Here is a 20,198-nt window from a genome sequence, read left to right as displayed (position 1 = left end):
TATGCTTTTTTTCACGGCCCTGAAATGCCTGAAAAACCGCCCTGTCGATGGAGCTGACAATGCCCGAGCTTCGCTCATTTACCGTTTTGCTGATGCTGTGCCTGATGGCGCTCAGCAACGTCCAGGCCGCGCAGCCGACAGCCCCCGCCGTTCAAACCGCAACGGCCCCGACGTGGCCCCAAGTGCTGACCGCCGGTGACACCAAACTGACGATCTATCAGCCGCAACTCGACAGTTGGGACGGCTACACCCTGCAAGCCCGGGCCGCGGTCGAGGCCACTGGAGCGGACGGAAAATCCACTTACGGCATCGTGCAATTCAGCGCCCATACCCTCGTGGACAAGGCCACGCGCTGGGTAGCTCTGGATCAATACACCCTGACCAAAGCGGATTTCCCCTCCAGTGCGGCTCAGGCCGATACCTGGGTCGCCGCGCTGAAAAAAGACGCAGCGAGCCGCAAGAAAACCATTTCCCTGGACCAGCTCGAAGCCGCCGTTGGTGTGCTCGCGGCCGAGCAGAAATCCAGCAGCGACCCGATCGAAAACACCCCGCCGATCATCATCACCTCCGACGTACCGGCGCTGCTGGTGTACATCGACGGCGAGCCGGCTTATCGGCCGGTGGATGGCACGGCATTGCAACGGGTCATCAACACCCGGCCGTTGCTGCTCAAGGATGCCCAGGGCAAACACTATCTGCATGTGTTCGATGGCTGGATGATCGCCGATCAACTGGGCGGCCAGTACGCCCCGCTGCCCTCGCCTTCAGCCGATCTGGAAAAAGCCAGGAAGGCCGCGATCCAGAGCCGCCAAGTCGACTTGCTGACCGGCCAGAACGACCCGAAGGATAAAATCCCGACGCTGGCCAAGCCACCGGTTCCACAGATCCACATCGCCACGACGCCCACCGAGCTGATCGTGACCGATGGTGCGCCCCAGTGGCAGCCGATCCAGGGCACGCAGCTGCTGTATGTGACCAACACCACCGGGCATATCTTCAAGGAAATCGGCGACCAGGACAGCTACGTGCTGATCTCCGGGCGCTGGTTCAAAGCGACTGACATGAAGGGCCCCTGGACATTCGTACCGGCAGATAAATTGCCCGCAGACTTTGCCAACATTCCCGATGACAGTGCCAAAGAAAACGTCAAGGCCTCGGTGGCCGGCACACCCCAGGCCCGGGAAGCAGCGATTGCGGCAACCATCCCGCAGACCTCGGCGATCAAGAAAAGCCAGGTGAAAATGACTGCGCCGCAGTTCGACGGCCAGCCGCAGCTCAAGGCCATCAGCGGGACGCCGCTGCAGTACGTGGTGAACACGCCGACGCCGATCATCATGGTTGATGCCAAGAGTTGGTACGCGGTGGAGAACGGTATCTGGTTCAGCGCCACGTCGGTCCGGGGACCGTGGACGGTTGCCACTTCGGTGCCGGCGGTGATTTATTCGATACCGCCCAGCTCGCCGATGCACTACATCACCTACGTGAAAGTCTATGAAGCCAACGGCGATACGGTGGTGGTGGGTTATACGCCGGGCTATCAAGGCTCGACGGTAGACCCGGCCAGCGGTGTGGTGGTGTATGGCACCGGTTATCCGTATACGCCGTGGGTCGGCAATGTCTGGTACGGGCCGCCGGTGACCTACGGGTTTGGCGTCGCCATTCGCTACACACCGTGGACCGGCTGGACCTTCGGCTTCGGTTTCGGCTGGAGTTGGGGCGGCAGCACCGTGGCCATGGGCTGGGGCTGGGGCGCCTACCCTTGGTGGGGCAATTACGGATGGGGTTATGCCTGGGGTCCTCACCTTTACCCGGCGCCGATGCCGTGGGGCGGCGCGGCCTATGGTTATCACGGCGGCGCGGTGGCCTGGGGGCCCGGCGGTTGGGCTGGCAGTACCGGCAACATCTACCGGCAATGGGGTGATCGCGCATCGGTCAGTCGTTACGGTGCCGGCTATAACGCCTGGACCGGCAATCGCTGGGCCGGTCAGGTGGGCAATTCCTACAACTCGCGCACGGGTATCGCCACGGCCGGCCAGCGTGGCGCGGTGCATAACGTCTACACCGGCAACTACGCCGCCGGGCGCAGCGGAGAGATTGTCGGCCCCAATGGCGGCGCGATTGCAGGCGGGAAAGTGACGGCAGGCAACGTGCGCAACGGCACTCAGGTCACCGCCAATCGTGGCGCCGTCTACAACCCCAACACCGGTAACACCACTCAGTACGGCGGCGTACGCGGACGCAACAGCGGCGCCGCTCGTGTGGGTGACAACGTTTACGCCGGGCATGACGGCAACGTCTACAAGAAGACCGACGATGGCTGGCAGTCGATGGTCAAGGGCGGCGGGACACGGGTCAATCCGGCGAACACAGCCCAACTACAGAACCTCAATCGTGAATCGGCGGCGCGCTCGTTCGGCAATGAACGCTTCAACAATTTTCACGATTCGTCCCGGGTCATGAATCGTTCGTTTGGCGGAGGTGGCGGCGGACTGCATCGCCGTTGAGTTGACTGCTGAATCATCGTTGAAGGGGCTGCCATGTTTCGTTTTATCAAAACCACAGTGGCTGGGGGGCTGCTGTTCATCCTGCCGTTGTTGTTGGTCTTCATGTTGCTGGAAAAAGGAGTTCATCTGCTCCGCGAACCGATCCACACACTGCTGCCCATGTTTGCCGAGTACAGCGTCGCCGGAGTGACGCTGTTCACCCTGGTGGTGTTGGTGCTGATCTGCTTTTTCGCCGGGTTGCTCGCCAAAACCCGGTTCGGGACCGCTGTATTTAATACGCTGGAAGACAATGTGCTCGGCAAAGTACCCGGCTATGCCCTGCTCAAGGATGCGACGGCGCGTCTGACCGGCCTGGAAAATGTCCAGGGCGCCAAGGTCGGGTTGATCAACGAGGACGATGGCTGGTTGTTTTTTCTGGTGCTTGAACAGCAGGATGCCTGGTTTTCGGTGTTTATCCTGGACGCCGGCCCGGCGAGCGGCACGTCGGGGGAAGTTCGCGTGGTGCCTGCCTCCCAGGTTCGCCTGACCGAACTGACCTGGCTGCAGGTTCTGGCCTGCGTGCGCCGAGGTGGTCATGGTGCCGTGGCACTGGCGGCACCCTGGCTGCCGCAGGCATAAACACCTTTCAGTAAAACCGACGCTGGCCATTCAGAAAAACAAACTGGTCCGCCACCTGTCATTGCTGCTACAAAACGGGCATTACCGTCGACGTCGGAGAAGCATTCAAATGAGCCAATGGCCAGACACCCGCATTCTTGACCTGCTCGGCATCGAGTTGCCGATCATCCAGGCGCCCATGGCCGGCGCTCACGATTCGGCCATGGTGATTGCGGCGAGTAACGCCGGCGGCCTGGGCTCGTTGCCTGCGGCGTTGCTGAGCCTCGATCAACTGCGCGAAGAACTGAAAACCATCCGCCAACACAGCCAACGTCCGTTCAACGTCAATTTCTTCTGCCACCAGCCACCGCTGCCGGATGAGCAAAAGGCGCGGGACTGGAAGGATTTGCTGGAGCCTTACTACCGTGAACTGGGTGCCGATTTTGATGCGCCAACGCCCGTGTCCAATCGTGCGCCGTTCGATGACGCAACCTGCGCACTGGTCGAAGCATTTCGCCCCGAGGTCGTGAGTTTTCACTTCGGGCTGCCGGAGAAATCGCTGCTGGATCGGGTGAAAGCCACCGGGGCAAGAATCCTGTCTTCGGCCACCACCGTAGAAGAAGCGGTCTGGCTGGAACAACATGGCTGCGACGCAATCATCGCCATGGGCTACGAGGCCGGTGGTCATCGCGGGATGTTTCTCAGCGATGACTTGAACAGTCAGGTGGGGACTTTCGCGCTGGTGCCGCAGATCGTCGATGCGGTGAAACTACCGGTGATTGCCGCGGGCGGGATCGCTGACGCACGAGGGATTGCCGCCGCGTTTCACTTGGGCGCCTCGGCGGTACAGGTGGGCACGGCGTATTTGTTTACAGCGGAAGCCAAGATCAGCGCGGCGCACCACAAGGCGTTGCGCACGGCCAAGGACAGCGAAACCGCGCTCACCAACCTGTTCACCGGGCGCCCGGCGCGGGGGATTCTGAATCGGGTGATGCGTGAAATCGGCCCCATGAGCGACAAAGCCCCGGCCTTTCCACTGGCCGGTGGTGCACTGATGCCGTTGCGGGCCAAAGACCCGGCGGATTTCGCCAATCTTTGGGCCGGACAGGCGTTCAGGCTGGGCATCGAGATGCCAGCCGCTGAATTGACCCGGCGATTGGCTGAAGAAGCGTTGGCGAAGCTGACTCACCGCTAATCCCAGAACACTACAAAACCCCTGTGGCGAGGGGGCTTGTCGGAATGCCGCATCACCCCGTTCGGCTGCGAAGCAGTCGTAAATACGAGCGATTCGGTAGGGCTGAAAGAATGCTGGGGCCGCTTCGCGCCCCAGCGGGGGCAAGCCCCCTCGCCACAACAGCCCAGCGTCACTCTCAGTCACCCGTATTCGACGAAGTTCCGTTTACAGGCATTTCGCTATATATTCCGATATATAGCGTTTCACCCCTCGCATCGGCGCAGTTCCCCCTATAAAAACTGCCCACTGCACTTGCCTACCACGGAGCCGTTCCATGACCATTCGTGCCTCACGTTTTGCCCCTACTTGCCTGGCGAGTGTGCTCGCTGTCTTCGCTTTCGGCTCGGCCCAGGCCGATGAAGTCCAGGTGGCGGTCGCCGCCAACTTCACCGCACCGATCCAGGCGATCGCCGCCGATTTCGAAAAAGACACCGGGCATAAACTAGTAGCGGCTTATGGCGCGACCGGTCAGTTCTACACCCAGATCAAGAATGGCGCGCCGTTCGAAGTGTTCCTCTCGGCGGACGACACTACCCCGCAAAAACTTGAAACCGAAGGTGATACCGTCAAAGGCTCGCGCTTCACCTACGCCATCGGCACCCTCGCGCTGTGGTCGGCCAAGGAAGGTTATGTCGACGCCAAGGGCGAAGTGCTGAAAAAGAACGAATACCAGCACCTGTCCATTGCCAACCCGAAAGCCGCGCCGTATGGCCTGGCGGCCACGCAGGTATTGGCCAAAGAAGGCCTGACCGACAAGGTCAAGGACAAGATCGTTGAAGGCCAGAACATCACCCAGGCCTACCAGTTTGTCTCCACCGGCAACGCGGAATTGGGCTTCGTGGCCTTGTCGCAGATCTACAAAGACGGCAAAGTCACCAGCGGTTCGGCCTGGATCGTTCCTGCCAGCCTGCACGACCCGATCAAACAAGTCGCGGTGATCCTCAACAAAGGCAAAGACAACCCGGCCGCCAAGGCACTGGTTGAATACCTCAAAGGGCCGAAAGCCGCTGCTGTCATCAAGTCCTACGGTTATCAACTCTAAATGACGCTGACGAGTGCCGATTTTTCCGCCATCTGGCTGACCCTGAAACTGGCGTCCCTGACGACTGTCATCCTGTTGATTATCGGCACTCCGATTGCGTTATGGCTGTCGCGCACCCGTTCCTGGTTGCGCGGCCCGGTCGGGGCGATCGTCGCCCTGCCCCTGGTGCTGCCACCCACGGTGATTGGCTTCTATTTGCTACTGGCGCTCGGGCCTCACGGCTTCATCGGCCAGTTCACTCAATCACTGGGGCTGGGCACCCTCACATTCAGTTTTGCAGGGTTGGTGATCGGTTCGGTGCTCTATTCGATGCCGTTCGTGGTACAGCCGCTGCAAAACGCCTTTTGCGCCATCGGCACTCGCCCATTGGAAGTGGCCGCCACGTTGCGCGCCAATCCCTGGGACACGTTTTTCAGCGTGATTCTGCCCCTGGCCCGCCCCGGTTTCATCACCGCCGCGATACTCGGTTTCGCCCACACGGTCGGCGAATTTGGCGTGGTGCTGATGATCGGCGGCAATATTCCGGACAAGACCCGCGTGGTCTCGGTGCAGATCTACGATCACGTCGAAGCCATGGAATACGCCCAGGCCCATTGGCTGGCCGGGGCGATGCTGGTGTTTTCTTTCCTGGTGTTGCTGGCGCTGTACTCCAGCCGTAAAACCAAAGCGGGCTGGAGCTGATTGATGATTCAAACCCGTCTGAAACTGCATTACTCGGGGTTCGCCCTGGATGTCGACCTGCAATTGCCCGGTCGCGGCGTCACCGCGCTATTTGGCCATTCCGGCTCGGGCAAGACCACCTGCCTGCGCTGCATTGCCGGGCTGGAGCAAGCCGAAGAAGGTTTCATCCAGGTCAACGATGAAGTCTGGCAGGACAGCAGCAAGAAAATCTTCGTCCCGCCGCACAAACGCGCCATCGGTTACGTCTTTCAAGAGGCGAGCCTGTTTCCACACCTGTCGGTGCTGGCCAACCTTGAGTTCGGCCTCAAGCGCATCCCGAAACAACAGCGCCGGGTCGACATGGCCCATGCCACCGAGCTGCTGGGCATCGGCCATCTGCTGGACCGGCATCCGCAGCACCTGTCCGGCGGTGAGCGCCAACGCATCGGCATCGCCCGCGCCCTGCTCACCAGCCCGAAACTGTTGCTGATGGACGAGCCGCTGGCGGCACTCGACAGCCAACGCAAAAACGAAATCCTGCCGTACCTGCAACGGCTGCACGATGAACTGGATATTCCGGTGTTGTACGTCAGTCACTCCCAGGATGAAGTGGCGCGACTGGCCGACCATATTGTCCTGCTCAGCGACGGCAAAGCCCTGGCGAGCGGCCCGATCGGCGAAACCCTGGCCCGTCTCGACCTTCCTTTGGCGCTGGGTGACGATGCCGGCGTGGTGATTGAAGGACATGTCAGCGCCTACGACGCCGACTATCAACTGCTCACCTTGCAACTGCCAAACACCGGCCTGAGCATCCGCGTGACCCATTCGCCGATGACCGAAGGTCAGGCCTTACGCTGCAAGGTGCAGGCGCGGGATGTCAGCTTGAGCCTGCACAGCATCGAGCAAAGCAGCATCCTCAATCGCCTTCCGGTCACGGTCATCCATGAATTGGGTGCCGACAATGCCGCCCACGTTCTGGTCCGGCTGGACGCCGGCGGCACGCCGCTGCTGGCGCGGATCACCCGCTACTCCCGGGATCAACTGGGCATTCATCCCGGCCAGTCGCTGTGGGCGCAGATCAAAGCGGTGGCCGTACTGGCCTGAATCTCTTGGCACCACGGCGAAGTCGCGCGGTCAATGGCTGTACGAGCCCTCGATTTCATTGCCAAGGACTACCGCCATGCCCGATACCGCGCTGACCGATGTGTTGCCGCCCGACCTGCATTACGTCGATGACACCCAGCCCGGTATCACCCGCAGGAAACTGCGCGGCAAGTTCTGTTATTTCGATCCGGCGGGCCAGCGCATCACCGATCCCGACGAAATCAAGCGCATCAACGCCCTGGCGGTGCCACCGGCCTACGTCGACGTGTGGATCAGCGCCGACCCGCGCGGCCATCTGCAAGCCACCGGCCGCGATGCCCGGGGCCGCAAGCAATACCGTTATCACACGCGCTGGCGCGAAGTGCGCGACGCCGACAAGTATTCACGTCTCAGGGATTTCGGCCTGGCCCTGCCAAAACTGCGCAAACAACTGGAAGCCCTGCTGGCGGCGCCCGGATTCAGCCGCGACAAGGTCATGGCCACGGTCATCACCTTGCTCGATGCGACGCTGATCCGCGTCGGCAACACCCAATATGCCCGGGACAACCGCTCCTACGGCCTGACCACCCTGCGCAGTCGGCATGTCGAGGTCAATGGCAGTGCGATCCTGTTCCAGTTTCGTGGCAAAAGCGGCGTCGAGCACCAGATCACCGTGAAAGACCGGCGCCTGGCACGGATCATCAAGCGCTGCCTGGAAATTCCGGGGCAAAACCTGTTTCAGTACCTCGATGAAAACGGCGAGCGCCACACCGTCAGCTCCTCCGACGTCAACGCTTACCTGCAAACCCTTACCGGCGCCGACTTCACCGCCAAGGATTACCGCACCTGGGCCGGCAGCGCGTTGGCGTTGGCGGTGTTGCGCGAGCTGCAATGGGAACCGGAATCCGACGCCAAGCGACATGTGGTGGAAATGGTGAAGAACGTCGCCAAACAATTGGGCAACACCCCGGCGGTATGCCGCAAGTGCTACATCCACCCGGCGGTGCTGGATGGATTCATGCTGGGGGCATTGGCTCAATTGCCGCGGCCGAGGGTGCGCAAAGGCCTCAGGGCCGAAGAAGTCGGGTTGGCGATTTTTCTCGAACAAATGGTCGCCGCCACTGAAAAACCCTGAGCGCCTACGCAGGCCTTGATCGAATCCGAATCCACGTCTAGCCTGACCAATCTCATTTCCCCTGGACGACCGCTAACGTGAACAACTAAGCCTTCCAAAATGTTTGCGCAACAAGCCGCCCACGGCGCTTGTTGGTTTTTCGACATTTTTCGGAGGTGCCGATGACTCACGTCACGCGTCTGCCTGCACTCGTTTCCCTGAACCAACTGTGTTTTCACTTCGCCAATGGCGAGACGATTTTCGAGTCCCTGAACCTTAGTTTCGACCGCATCCCCACCGCTATCGTCGGTCGTAATGGCGTCGGCAAGAGCGTGCTGGGGCGCTTGATTGCCGGGCAACTCAACCCCACCGCTGGTAGCCTGATCTGCCAGGGACATGTTGCGTATGTCCCGCAAACGTTTCCAATCATTGAAGGGCAAACCGTCGCCCACGCCACCGGTTGCGCACCGGCCTTGCAGGCCCTTGCCCGGCTGAATCTCGGCCATGGCTCAAGCGAAGATTTCGACACCTTGGCCGACCGTTGGGACCTGTCCGAACGCTTGCGCCTGCTGCTGGATGAGGCGGGGCTGGCAGACATCGGTCCCGAGGATCTGACGCAACACTTAAGCGGCGGCCAACAAGCGCGTATCGCCCTGATCGGCGCCCTACTCGGCCAGGCTCAGCTTTTGATGCTGGATGAACCCACCAACCACCTGGACGCCGACGGGCGTCGCTGGCTGCTGCACAAGCTTGACCAGTGGCGCGGCGGGTTGATCGTGATCAGTCATGACCGGCAACTACTGAACCGTATGCAACGAATCGTCGAACTGACACCGCTCGAAGCGAAGGTCTTTGGCGGTCATTACCAGGCGTTCCAGGCACAACGGGACATCGATCGGGCCGCCGCGCACAGGGTCCTCAATCAGGCCCGGACCGAGCGCAATCGCGAACGCCACCGCTTGCAACGGGAGCACGATACGATCCAGCGCCATGTCGCCGGCACACTGAAAAAGGCTGACAGCGCCAATGTCTCCGGCTTCGAAAAAGCCAAGATGAAAGGCGCTGCCAGAGACGCCATGGGGCCGGTACGCCAGGCGCATCAAACTCGCAAAAGCGGACTCGACGCTCAACTGCGGGAAGCCAGCGCCAAGGTGTTGCCCGAGGATTGTGTGGTGGTGAGCCTGCCAGGCACCGCCGTGCCGGCAACTCGACAGGTGTTGACGCTGGTAGACGCGCAACTGCCCTGGTCTGCATCCCGACTGACGTTATCCATGGCAGGCCCGGTGCGCATCGCCGTCAGTGGGCCGAATGGCTGTGGAAAATCCACCTTGCTGCGTATGCTCGCCGGCGAGTTTCCACCGCATACGGGCCAGTGCATCACCCATGTACCCAGCGCCTTTCTCGATCAGCAACTGGACTTACTGGACGACCAGCGCTCCGTCGTCGAGCAATTGGGCTTGCTCGACACGCCGTTGACCGAAGGTACGCTGCGCAGTCATTTGGCTCACCTGCAACTGGACGTCAGCCGGGTTACTCGGCCGAGTGGCTTGCTCAGCGGAGGCGAACGCCTCAAAGCGGCCATCGCCATTGCGCTCTGGCGCAAAATACCGGCGCAGTTGTTGCTGCTCGACGAGCCCACCAATCACCTGGACCTTGAGTCCATCGAGGCATTCGAATACGCGCTGCGAGATTTCCCGGGAGCAATCATCGCGGTATCCCACGACCAGGCGTTTCTCAGGGCGCTGGCCCCGACCCACACCTTGAAATGGCGCCCGGCGGGCTGGCAGCTACAACCTTTCGGCGATTGATCAAGCAGACAACCGACGAACTGACCTGTCTATTTTTTGCACGATCGCAAAGGGCTTCTATAGTTGATCTGAACACGAATCAGCTACGGTGGTGCCATGGAAGACATTTTCGTTGTGAAACGTTGCAACAAGATCATCATTCATGGCCGCCGAGCCGGAGAAGTCGACCACGCACCACCTGACGCTGCCGTCTGGTACCGAATCGCCGATACCCGCACCCGCGGCTTCATCGGTGACGGCTTCGATCTTGAAGAAGACGCACGACGTGAGTGCCACCAGCTCAATGCCCGCTCACAAGTGACAGCCCGGCAAAGCTGAAAAGGTTCATGATTTCTAACCGGGTCTATACTGAAAAAAGCTGAAGGACCAGCGACCCCATCGGCAGAAAGCTCGCACCAGCGGGCTTTTTGCTGCCACTTGTCAGATTCCTTCAAGGAGGTGTTTGTCATGTCCGAAAAAGAGTCCATCACCACCCTGCTCACCCTACTCGACTCCCGTCAGGCTCGCCTCGCGGCCGCCTGCAAGGAAATCGCCGACTGGGTCGATCACCAAGGCGGTCACCCTACGGCCCTGAAAATCCGTGACCGGCTGAACGACATCGAGAAAGACGCACCGCTGATTCGCAGCACGCTGTCGTCGCTCCACCCCGTCGAACCACCACTGCCACGGTTCAGATAGATATCCGACTCAAGGACAGGCCTGAATCAGGAAGCATGAACGGCGACCACCGTGTCACCGAGACCCTGCCTGCCTGATAGCCTCCTGCCATACCCGCAACCCGGCCATGCGCTGGGCTTTTTTATGCCCAAATCCTTTCACATCCTGTTCACAACCAACGCCCTACTGTGGAACCACTCCTTTGAAGAATCCCTTGGCCCGCCCGCATGCGGGCTTTTTTTTGCCTGTTGGTTCCAAAGACGAACGCCGTCGCTGACGAGAGGTCCAACGAACACACGTCACGAAGGAGACGTTCCACATGGTCACTCACTTCAAAGTTGGCGGGCATCTAGCCTGCGGTCATACCGGTACCAATCTGGTTTCGAGCAAAATACTGAACCAGGTGAAATGCAGAAGCTGCCGCAACACCGATGCGTTCAAGGACGCGCGCAAAGAAGAACGCAACGCGACACGTCGCGCGGCGCGCAAGGCCAAGGTGACTCATACCGCTAGTGATTGGCGGGCAGAATGGGTTCAGCGGCTATCGGCCATGCCTGGGCGACAAAGACTGCCTCGCGGATTTCGCGGTCAGGCCTTCGTTTAGATATTCCCCTCGGGCCGATCTGATCGGCCCAACTTATTCCTGAGGCAAACTCCAAGAGCACGCCAAAGCTGAAAAGTACCGCCCGTCCCCGCATACTGGCGCGGCACTTTCAGAATGGACTCTTACTTGAAAACACTAAAAAATCGCTGGATAGCCTTCGTGGCGGCGCTGCTATGCTCCGCCAGTTTCTGGGGCAGCCTTATCTACATGGCCTGGTTTTGGTTCGATCACTCAGCCAAGCGTCATTTTGAAATCTTCGCTGTCCTGCAAATCATCGCCGTTTGTTTGTTCTTTCTGCTGTCCTGCTTTGTGCGCTGCCCCAAGTGCAGAAAGTGCATGGAATTCCTTTACCGGCCTGGCGACGAATCACTCAACAGCCGCCGCCTTCTGGCCTATCAGGTTTACACAGAGTGCGAAGCTCAATGCATCCGATGCAAGACCGTGATGAGGCTAGGCGATTAGCGCAGCGTCGCCTCACCAGGGCCAGAAACTAAAGCCCTTGGGCGGTTCGAAATTTCTGCAGATCAGGGCAATTGCGGCCCGGCCAGTTATGTCGCTCTCGGTCTTATCCCTGGCTAGCTGAATTTCCTGTTGGTAGTCGGGTGATGTGTCTGCGATGAGTATTTCTTCCTTCATCTCTTCCGTCAGCCCCGACTCCGGGTCGTCCATGACGTTGCGAAGGGAATATTTCCCGGCAGGGTTCAAGTGTGAGCACGTCCTCTTCATCGCTACGGTCATCACCGCGGCCTCGCGATTGGACGGCTCCTGGGCCACTGACGCCGCAATACTACTCAAGCCCGCCAGCCCAACGCTGAATACGATGGCTGTTTTTTTCATCAATGAAATCAAAACCCAAGCTCCATGCCTGTCAAAAATAATGCAGCAGAAACAACAAGGCCTGCATGAGAAACCTCATGCAGGCCTTTGATATATAACTTAAAAAACTATTAATTCGTAGCGATCATTTCTTTGCAGATGCTTTTCAGAAGGCCCAGGCCATCGGGGGTAGTGAAGAAGTCGTAGGATTCCTTCACTTCACTGGCGTACACGGGGTTTGTCGCCGCCTCTTTGATGATTTTCTCCATCTCGGGAGTCAGGCTAGCCTTCTCCTTCAGCATGTTTTTTTCCAGAGATATTCCCGCGTCGGGGTGTTGCTCCGCACACGCTTGGGTCATAGCGACCAGCGAAATGGCCACGTTGTGGTCCTTGGCAGCGTCACCGGCAGCCGCGGCTGAAACAACGTACCCACCGACAATCATCACAATGCCTAGACGTGCGAACATTTTATGCAAAACCATTTGAAACTCCGTTACTCACTTGATTGGCATCAATGCCTGGAGCGAAGCGTATCGGCCAAACAGGTTGGTTTCTTGAGTACTTTAGGCGGGAATGATCCACATCAATGGACCAGAAACAAACAAGGGTTTGCATCAGCTTTCGCCCGCAAACCCTTGATTTTAAATGGTGCCCGAAGCCGGAATCGAACCGGCACGCCCTTACGAGCGGGGGATTTTAAGTCACTCTGCCCTACGTCACTTCCGGAGAGCTGTCGGGAGCTGAGCTCAGCTGCTAGCCGTGTTTCTGGGCTGAAAAACTTGTCAAATCAGGTACTTAGAGTGACTCTTGCCGGGTCAGCAAGGGATGTCGAGAGCTGAGCTCGGAATGCTCCAGAAATTGGGAGCTTTCAGCCGCAGCTACCAAGCAGCTCCCAAGAGCTACCAGGTGTTATCAATGAGGGAATTTAGACACAAGACACCCAGAAATCACCCGGAGTGCGTTAGACGCAGATGACAGTCGGCTGTGATGGTATGGGCTGGGACGGACGGTGTTGCTTGGGGGATGGTGCCTCGAACCGGAGTCGAACCGGTACACCTTTCGGCGGCGCATTTTAAGTGCGATGTGTCTACCAATTTCACCATCGAGGCGGTGTCGCAGGCCGCAGATTAGACACGAAAAGACAGATCAAATCAACAGGTTAAGACGAATCTAAGGAACCCCCGTGGCCGCTCAAAAATTCATTTTCAATAAGGCTTCACTAGAAGCCCTTGTATGTCCCGATGGCAAGTCAGACATGCTGGTATATGACATTATGGCCAAAGGTCTCGCCCTCCGTGTTACTAAGGCTGGTGGTAAGACATTCTTTGTTGTTCGCAAAATCAAAGGTAAAGACCACAGAATCAAGCTTGAACCCTTTGATGTGAAGACAACAAAGTTGCCATTAGTTAGGGAAAATGCAATCAAGATCTACGCGAATCTTGATGCCATTCTTGAGGCCCAGGAAGCCAAGTCGGTTAGGGATAGTCTTACGCTCGACAATGCATTCGAGAATATGATGTCGCGCAAGAAAAATAGATTGACGCAAACAACAATCGATGACTACATCCGAACGTACAATAATTATATCAAATCTAAATATGGGGCTCGTTCATTATCAAGTTTCACAAGTGATGATGTTGTTAACTTGCATGAAGAAACTACTGCGCCTGCCGTAAGACCAAACGGGCGAGTTACAGGCCCGAGAGAAAGATCTGCGAACAAAGCCGTGAGCTTACTGAGGAGTATTTTTTCGTTCTCTATTGCCTGGTACAGAACCGACATTGGCGATCCGGTTTATAAGTATAACCCCGTCGATATCATGAAGCATACAAAGCAGTGGCATGCAAACAATCGGGATAAGATCCGCATCAACCCTAAAGACCTTGGTATCTTCATTAAAGGTTGTATCGATATTGCTGATACTCCCCCACTCAGGGATGTTCCAACTTCCTTTAAGCCTGTATCGGCAGCGGTACTCTTCATGCTGTTTACCGGCGTCAGGCCTGGTGAGATCAATAAGATTCGCCGTAGCTATGTGTGCCATAAAACCCGAGCTGTAATTTTCCCTAAGAGGAACAAAACGAACGAAGCCGACACTCTCAAAAATGGCCATGAATTTCACCTCGTTCTCAATGATGCCGCTTACTGTCAATTGCTCTACGCCATGAAGCACTCAACCGGTGAGTACGTATTTTCGGGCGTTCACCAGGATAGAGTGAGTGAATCTAATGTTCGGGACTTCTTGACTCGAATCTCCGCGCTGATCGGTAAACATCTGCCTCGTAAGATTATGCGAGCTAGCTTCATGTCTATCGCTGAGCGTGCAGGAGTTGGTGCTTTCCACATTAAGGTTTTGTGCAATCACGACGGTAGCGGTCAGACTGTTGACGTGACTGACGGTTACAAAATGGCTTATCTTTCTGAAGTTAGAGATGCCACTTCAAAGATCGAGGCTGAAATTCTGAATAGCGCAGATATGGACAAGGAGTATATTTGTCGTAGCCTCCTGTCAACCCTCAGCGAGCTTGATACGCGCGCACTTGATACCAAAGTAGCTAGCCTGTAGTAGCACCGCTAATACCCCATACCTAATCAGCGAATTCGCAACAAGTTATAGCGAAATCACAATTGCGCCTTGTGACTTCGCTCTACATGACTGTGAATTCGCTTTAGTCGTTTGCGATTTCGCACTACCATACTGTGATTTCGCATTCACACCTTGCGAAACATTAGATATAAAGACAAATAATCTTAAAAAACTTACAAATCCACTTGAACCACCTTTTGCTCATTTTCCATAATAGGTCTAGAGCTTGTTTATAGCCAGTTGTGTCTATGTCAGACAATTAAGCGGCTACTCACACCCCTTCGGGTGTTGCGTATTAAAGGCTCTCCTAAAACAACAATAAAAGATGAGGCAAGATGAAAACTATTGAGAAGCAAAACAAGGACACCAGGATCACTATAAGGCTGAGTAAATCCGAGATGGAGTCACTTGAGAACAGGATGTCCGAGGCTGGCTACAAGGCCGCAGGAGCCTTCATTAGGGACTTCGTGGCGAACAATAGCGTCAAGCCAAAGGTCGTCTCAGACGTGGTTCATATCGCACGTGAATTGATGAGCTTGGCCTCAATGATCAACGCGGAGAAGCCTGGCTCTCAGCTCCTTGAGAAGGTTAAACACATCGCAAGGATCAATGTGGGTGGCCTTGTATGATCGGAAAAATCTTCCCAAAGTCAGTAGGTTCGTTCAAAGGCAGAATTCGGTACATCTTCGGCTGCACAAAGCACGACCACGAGATCAGCCAGATCGTCACGATAGATTCAAACTGCATTTCTAACGACCCACTACCGGCGCTCCTGGCAGGCAGAGAGGATGATGTACTTGAGATGGTTCGTGAATTCGACCAGGTGGAGATCCTTCGGCGCATGTCTCTGGACTCCGAGAAGGCGATAAAGCCGGGCTTTCACGCCATGCTCTCTCTTCGTCCCGGTGAGTCACTCACAGGCCCACAGTGGCGCACGGCAGTCCGCAAATACTTAGATGACCTCAGCTTCAACGAAAATACGAAATACATTGCTGTGATGCACAGGGACAAGGATCACGAGCACGTCCATATCGTTGCGAACAGGATTTCTCTCGACGAGGGATTCCCGATGGTTAAGGACAGCAACGAGCGTTCGATCAGCATGGACTCTGTCTCCGACCTGGAAGATATGTTCAGACTGTGGAAGGCTCCAAGGCCCAAGGACACCTGGGGCGTCTCCATCACACACGCAGAGCTCCAGGCCTCTTTGAAGGATGACGAGCTGCCATTCAAACACCGCATGATCGCCAAAATTGCCGGGGCCATTGAGGCTACCAACGCGGTCGATGGCGATATGTTCACGTTCACCAGGCTGCTAAGAAAGCAAAAGGTCTACATCCACCTCACACTCAATGAAGAAGGCCAGCCGAAAGGCATCAGCTTCGAGTTTGATGGCAAACACATTAGTGGGCGGCAGCTCAAACGCACCAGGCTCACATGGCACAAACTAATCACGCAGGAAGGAATTCAATATGATCCAGAAACCATTCATGAACTTCAGGCAGAAATTGAGCGCCGAGATATCGAAGAACAAGAAAGAGTTAGAGTCTACTTCTACGAATTCAGCAATAGAAGTAAGCGCCTCTACATCCGCTTCACCGCCAAGCAAATCGAAGTCTTTAAGATGATTGAGGATATTCTCGCGATTATCGATAAGATCTTCGGAGGTAAACTCAAAGCAACAGAATCCCAGGAAAACAGGTATTACTTGGAATACGTACCAGGGAAGAAGCTTCTATTTCCCGAAGAGCAAGAACTGGCTATTTAATGTACTTGCGATAATAGCCAGCAAATAATCTAGCGTCGAGCAACGCATGATGCGGAAGCTCAGATGCTTTTCTGTCTTACACGCTTGCTGCTTCCTGATGCCTTTTGATCATTTCCATTTCAACGCTCCACAGCCGGATGAACTTCATCCAGTCGCCTGCATAACCACCACGTATAGTAGCAGTCGATCCTGCGCTAGCTTGAATAAATCGCTCACACCAAGGCTCTGGAATATCGTCATAACTCACATAATCAATTGATCCTGGCACCGACGTGATGGGTACTGACTCAAAAACCTCATCGACTCGTAGCCCAGAAGCTTCGCCAATGGGATCTATTTCGTCCGCACTCCTAATTTCTGAAAGAGACCTCAAGTATGGTTCAGCAGACACAGACCCTGGCTTAATTAGTTCTAGTCGCCATATCGAGTCTCGCCGTTGATGCTCCCTTGCATACAGCCTGCGCCAAACTTCCTTGAACTTATCGAAATCATCCTTAATGCATTGAGTTACAGTTTTATCAGCTAACAGTATACGAACGTGGTCTTCTAGTCTGAAATCAGCAATAGGGCTAAGCCTACTAGGACTTACGCCCCGGAGAGCCAAAGTGAATGCAAACCTTGTCAGGTCACTGCCCCCCCCTGATCTTTGGCTTATTAACTCAATTGACTTATTTTCAAGATATATTTTAGTCACCAGCTCTGCATTCAAGATACTTCTGAAACCCTTCATGACCTGAAGCTCCTTAATTCCTATCTCCTAATGTTAGTATTTGCTGCCAAACCAGGCAAGCGTTATAATTAACAATGAACCAAGAAAGGAATAAGTATGGCTAGGTGCGCCCTGATCTACGACGCGAATGTAGTTCATTCGCGAGGGACATTCTCGATTGATGGTCTTACATACGGAATTATAGACGGAGTTGAATTTGACGGTGAAAAGCGTCTGACTAATCACATTTGCAAGGCGTGGTTAGATGCACCCGGCATTGGCATTGTAGACAGTCAGGGATGCGAATATATGATTCTTAGCATTGACGAAAAATCAGAAACTATAACGGATGACGTGCATCACCTGTTTGCCCTAGCTTTCCTTCACAGTCCGGAAGTTGCGATATGAGAGTTAACTGGCTTGTCCCCGTTCGATGGCTCATAAGCTTTCTACAGTGGCTTATTGGTCAGATAAATATATGGGGTGGGATCATCATCTCGATACCCGTGATCCCGGTAATCTGGCTGGCGGTCATGATCGTCAAAGGTGCCAGGCGTGTTGGAAGGATGATCAAGCGATCTATGATGCCTGCAGACCATGAGCTGAGTGACGTTGTGGCTGACGTAGGTGGCTGGATCTTCGGGCAGGTCGATGGTGACAAAACAGCCCTGGGACTTTTCGCAGAGCGCGATGTGCGTGCGAGACTCGTAAAAAGCGGCATGGTGCTCTGCACGGCTGATGGCAAGACGTTCCTAGTCAAATCATTTGAAAAGGGCCAGAGCTCCGCAGCCCTGGCCCCACTCTTAGCTGATGCTTTTTTACATCAGTAGCTCTCTAAGCTGTGCTTTCGACAAGCAGCACAGCTCACTCGCCATATAAGCCCCGCTGAGGAGCAGCCCAGATGCCAAGTCATAGGAATCCATATCGCCTCCTATACGTCCAACAGCGCTTGGCAGAGCGACTTTATCGAACTCTGAGAGCTTCGCCTGAGCCAGCATTTTTTCCTCGCCGTCTGTAGCCAGCTTCGCTCGAACGAATAGATCCAGTTCGTCGGCATGTCTCTCTGCGCGGTTTATTAGCGCCCGTAAGCCGGCTTCGCCGAAAACTTCGATCACGTCCAGGGTCAGATCAATCAACCCCTCAAGTTTTTGAGCCTAGCCATGTTCATATTCCAGGCCACACGCACATCCATCTTTATGTAAGTCGCCGTTCTTCATGAGCTCTTTGGAAGCTTGCTCATGTTTGATTCAAAACGAAATATTTCCGTTCATATTATTTTCCGTTTTGGCAGTTCAATATAAACATCATATTGAATTGGACTCACACACTCAATAGGTAAATGCAATCTACATAAAGGTAGTTTGATGTCAAATAGCCTGACCAGACTATTGCACTACCCGGAACCCCTTATATAATGGACTTATAGAGAGATTTTCGGAGTTTCCCATGAGCAAAAAGTTGTCGGCATTACTTGTCGCAATCGCATTTCTATTGTCTAGTGCAACTGCAATCTCGGTTGCGCTTGCGATATATGCACTGATTGATGATAAGCGTCTGGCATTGCTATTTGCTTCGGCGGCGGTGCTCCTGGATATCTTTAAGTATCTGGCTTGGCCTGTAGCTATTAGGGTACTACGTGGGTCTACAGCTGCTCTTACTATTGCCTGCGCCTTGATGCTATCTATTGTAAGTGGCTGGGCAACTTATGATCGTCTTATGTCTTCAATCACTATCAGTAAAGCTACTCACGACGTTATGACGACGGATCGAGTGCAGTCCCTAACCTCCTTGGCTCAGAAGGACTCGCTCTTGATCTCTCAGCTTGATAAAGAGATCTCCCATGCCACTGTTCAAGCCAACGAACTTCGGGCGCGTGGGATGGTTTCAAAGGCCTTGGAGCTGGAAGAGTCTGTCGCAGCTCGTGCTGCATCTCAGCGAACCTCAGCTATCGCACGGATCAACGATGGGTCTTTAGAGATCGCTCACATCAAGTCGTCAGTAGCGAAAGCGTCGAGCCTGCCTGCACTTCTCGCTCATTTCCTGTGCTTGGGTTTTGCAATGTCCCTGGAGGTAGTTCCTGCTCTGATCCTTTCTGGTGTTCGTAGCTCTAGACGCTCTTTCTTGCCGGTTGTAGACTCGAATAGTAGCGCTTCGCCACTATCTGGAATCTCGGAGGCAGAAACTCCGAAAACCGCAGAAACGCTGCTTGATACGAACGCAGAAATCCTGAAAACCTTGGTCAACCAAGCGAAAACTACAACGCCTGGAACACCCATCAAACTCAAGGATTTCGCGAAAAACTCTCGGATTGGAAATCTGCGAGCTTGTGCGATTTTTAGAAACGCTGAGGCGCTCGGAGTAATCAAAAAAACTACTATTGGCTATGTTTCGACATAACTAAAAACGCTTGAATAACAATAATCAGTGCAGCATGCTTTCTCCATCAAGTAGTTAAAGGAATTAGCTGGATGAGAAGTTTTAGGAAGACAGCAATAATACTGGGACTAGGATTGTTAGTCTCAAAGCTAGTAGTTGCGGCAACGGCTTCCCCGCTTAACAACACTTGGTCAGGCCCCATATTGGAGTCAGCTGATAGATATAGCGGCACCGGGATCACCCTCGATCTAAGGATTACTGATCGTCACGTCAAAAATGCATATCAGGATGCACTGTCCCTGCGCTTTACTGGCCCTGAGTCGGTCATGCAGGCATACGGCTTAACATCCCGAGAAATCATCTGTTCTATCTCAGACACTGGTACGAGCAGCAATCCCATATACAACAAGTACATAAAGCTGTCTAAAGGTTACGGTAGCTGGGATGCTGACTACGATAATCCGCTTTGCTCATTCATCGCTATTAAAGCGGAGTCGGGATGGAAAAGTATCGTAAGCGATCCATCGCCTACACATTCAAAGCCGCCAGTTGAAGCCTGATGCTGTGCTCCCGATTTCCATCAGGAGCCAGCAATCATGATGCGCCCCGACGCTAAAGTTGAAAAAGTTTATCTGTACC

The 20,198-nt window shown here is 55.1% G+C and carries 21 protein-coding genes and 1 tRNA gene; 17 read left to right on the top strand and 5 right to left on the bottom strand.

What is annotated here, in order from left to right; translation table 11 throughout:
• Positions 1 to 59: 59 nt before the first annotated feature.
• From FQ192_RS29690 to FQ192_RS29635, 12 genes are all read left to right on the top strand, one after another.
• Entirely contained in the window at positions 60 to 2,504 is a 2,445-nt protein-coding gene (locus tag FQ192_RS29690; protein ID WP_149661715.1) for an autotransporter, read from the top strand.
• Between the two features lie 33 nt (positions 2,505 to 2,537).
• Positions 2,538 to 3,122, top strand: coding sequence for a hypothetical protein (locus tag FQ192_RS29685; RefSeq protein WP_149661714.1), 585 nt, complete (start codon positions 2,538 to 2,540; stop codon positions 3,120 to 3,122).
• Positions 3,123 to 3,231: 109 nt separating this feature from the next.
• The gene (locus tag FQ192_RS29680; protein WP_149661713.1) at positions 3,232 to 4,296 is read left to right on the top strand and encodes a nitronate monooxygenase family protein; all 1,065 of its coding nucleotides are present in this window, start codon (positions 3,232 to 3,234) and stop codon (positions 4,294 to 4,296) included.
• A gap of 313 nt (positions 4,297 to 4,609) precedes the next feature.
• A complete protein-coding gene (gene modA / locus FQ192_RS29675; RefSeq protein WP_149661712.1) occupies positions 4,610 to 5,377 on the top strand; it encodes a molybdate ABC transporter substrate-binding protein in 768 nt (255 codons plus the stop codon).
• Positions 5,378 to 6,058, top strand: coding sequence for a molybdate ABC transporter permease subunit (gene modB / locus FQ192_RS29670; protein WP_149661711.1), 681 nt, complete (start codon positions 5,378 to 5,380; stop codon positions 6,056 to 6,058). It begins immediately after the preceding gene.
• Between the two features lie 3 nt (positions 6,059 to 6,061).
• A complete protein-coding gene (modC, locus tag FQ192_RS29665; RefSeq protein WP_149661710.1) occupies positions 6,062 to 7,141 on the top strand; it encodes a molybdenum ABC transporter ATP-binding protein in 1,080 nt (359 codons plus the stop codon).
• 76 nt (positions 7,142 to 7,217) lie between these two features.
• Positions 7,218 to 8,255, top strand: a complete 1,038-nt coding sequence (locus tag FQ192_RS29660; protein ID WP_149661709.1) for a DNA topoisomerase IB — start codon at positions 7,218 to 7,220, stop codon at positions 8,253 to 8,255.
• A gap of 161 nt (positions 8,256 to 8,416) precedes the next feature.
• A complete protein-coding gene (locus FQ192_RS29655; protein ID WP_149661708.1) occupies positions 8,417 to 10,042 on the top strand; it encodes an ABC-F family ATP-binding cassette domain-containing protein in 1,626 nt (541 codons plus the stop codon).
• 96 nt (positions 10,043 to 10,138) lie between these two features.
• A complete protein-coding gene (locus tag FQ192_RS29650; RefSeq protein ID WP_149661707.1) occupies positions 10,139 to 10,360 on the top strand; it encodes a hypothetical protein in 222 nt (73 codons plus the stop codon).
• 129 nt (positions 10,361 to 10,489) lie between these two features.
• The gene (locus FQ192_RS29645) at positions 10,490 to 10,720 is read left to right on the top strand and encodes a hypothetical protein (protein ID WP_133836423.1); all 231 of its coding nucleotides are present in this window, start codon (positions 10,490 to 10,492) and stop codon (positions 10,718 to 10,720) included.
• 298 nt (positions 10,721 to 11,018) lie between these two features.
• Entirely contained in the window at positions 11,019 to 11,303 is a 285-nt protein-coding gene (locus tag FQ192_RS29640) for a hypothetical protein (protein WP_149661706.1), read from the top strand.
• Positions 11,304 to 11,429: 126 nt separating this feature from the next.
• Complete coding sequence (locus tag FQ192_RS29635) at positions 11,430 to 11,765, top strand: hypothetical protein (protein ID WP_149661705.1); 336 nt, start codon at positions 11,430 to 11,432, stop codon at positions 11,763 to 11,765.
• 12 nt (positions 11,766 to 11,777) lie between these two features.
• Here the strand turns inward: FQ192_RS29635 and FQ192_RS29630 are convergent, their stop codons facing one another.
• From FQ192_RS29630 to FQ192_RS29620, 3 genes are all read right to left on the bottom strand, one after another.
• Positions 11,778 to 12,152 carry a hypothetical protein gene (locus FQ192_RS29630; protein ID WP_149661704.1) on the bottom strand — a complete coding sequence of 125 codons (375 nt, stop codon included), beginning with the start codon at positions 12,150 to 12,152 and terminating at the stop codon, positions 11,778 to 11,780.
• 98 nt (positions 12,153 to 12,250) lie between these two features.
• Complete coding sequence (locus FQ192_RS29625; RefSeq protein ID WP_149661703.1) at positions 12,251 to 12,601, bottom strand: hypothetical protein; 351 nt, start codon at positions 12,599 to 12,601, stop codon at positions 12,251 to 12,253.
• Positions 12,602 to 13,143: 542 nt separating this feature from the next.
• Positions 13,144 to 13,228 (bottom strand) — tRNA-Leu (locus FQ192_RS29620).
• A gap of 74 nt (positions 13,229 to 13,302) precedes the next feature.
• On the opposite strand from FQ192_RS29620, the gene FQ192_RS29615 reads away from it, so the two are divergent.
• From FQ192_RS29615 to FQ192_RS29605, 3 genes are all read left to right on the top strand, one after another.
• Positions 13,303 to 14,685, top strand: coding sequence for an integrase family protein (locus tag FQ192_RS29615; RefSeq protein WP_109521240.1), 1,383 nt, complete (start codon positions 13,303 to 13,305; stop codon positions 14,683 to 14,685).
• Positions 14,686 to 15,041: 356 nt separating this feature from the next.
• Positions 15,042 to 15,335: a hypothetical protein gene (locus FQ192_RS29610; RefSeq protein WP_109521239.1), complete on the top strand. Its 294-nt coding sequence runs from the start codon at positions 15,042 to 15,044 to the stop codon at positions 15,333 to 15,335.
• The gene (locus tag FQ192_RS29605) at positions 15,332 to 16,474 is read left to right on the top strand and encodes a relaxase/mobilization nuclease domain-containing protein (protein WP_109521238.1); all 1,143 of its coding nucleotides are present in this window, start codon (positions 15,332 to 15,334) and stop codon (positions 16,472 to 16,474) included. Before FQ192_RS29610 ends, FQ192_RS29605 begins: the two co-directional genes overlap by 4 nt.
• A 76-nt stretch (positions 16,475 to 16,550) precedes the next feature.
• On the opposite strand, the gene FQ192_RS29600 is transcribed toward FQ192_RS29605, so the two are convergent.
• Positions 16,551 to 17,204 carry a hypothetical protein gene (locus FQ192_RS29600; protein ID WP_109521237.1) on the bottom strand — a complete coding sequence of 218 codons (654 nt, stop codon included), beginning with the start codon at positions 17,202 to 17,204 and terminating at the stop codon, positions 16,551 to 16,553.
• Positions 17,205 to 17,587: 383 nt separating this feature from the next.
• Between FQ192_RS29600 and FQ192_RS29595 the strand changes: the two genes are divergently transcribed.
• Positions 17,588 to 18,013 (top strand): hypothetical protein, encoded by a 426-nt coding sequence (locus tag FQ192_RS29595; RefSeq protein ID WP_109521235.1) that lies wholly within the window; start codon positions 17,588 to 17,590, stop codon positions 18,011 to 18,013.
• Here FQ192_RS29595 and FQ192_RS29590 read toward each other — a convergent pair.
• Positions 18,002 to 18,319 (bottom strand): hypothetical protein, encoded by a 318-nt coding sequence (locus FQ192_RS29590; RefSeq protein ID WP_109521234.1) that lies wholly within the window; start codon positions 18,317 to 18,319, stop codon positions 18,002 to 18,004. The genes FQ192_RS29595 and FQ192_RS29590 overlap by 12 nt on opposite strands.
• Positions 18,320 to 18,629: 310 nt before the next feature.
• Between FQ192_RS29590 and FQ192_RS29580 the strand changes: the two genes are divergently transcribed.
• Positions 18,630 to 19,580, top strand: a complete 951-nt coding sequence (locus FQ192_RS29580) for a hypothetical protein (RefSeq protein WP_256672399.1) — start codon at positions 18,630 to 18,632, stop codon at positions 19,578 to 19,580.
• Positions 19,581 to 20,198 lie beyond the last annotated feature (618 nt).

Origin of the sequence: Pseudomonas sp. ANT_J12 (assembly GCF_008370045.1) — a bacterium.
GTDB lineage: Bacteria > Pseudomonadota > Gammaproteobacteria > Pseudomonadales > Pseudomonadaceae > Aquipseudomonas.
Note: the sequence above shows the minus strand (reverse complement) of the source record. Positions and strands in the feature narration are given on the sequence as shown.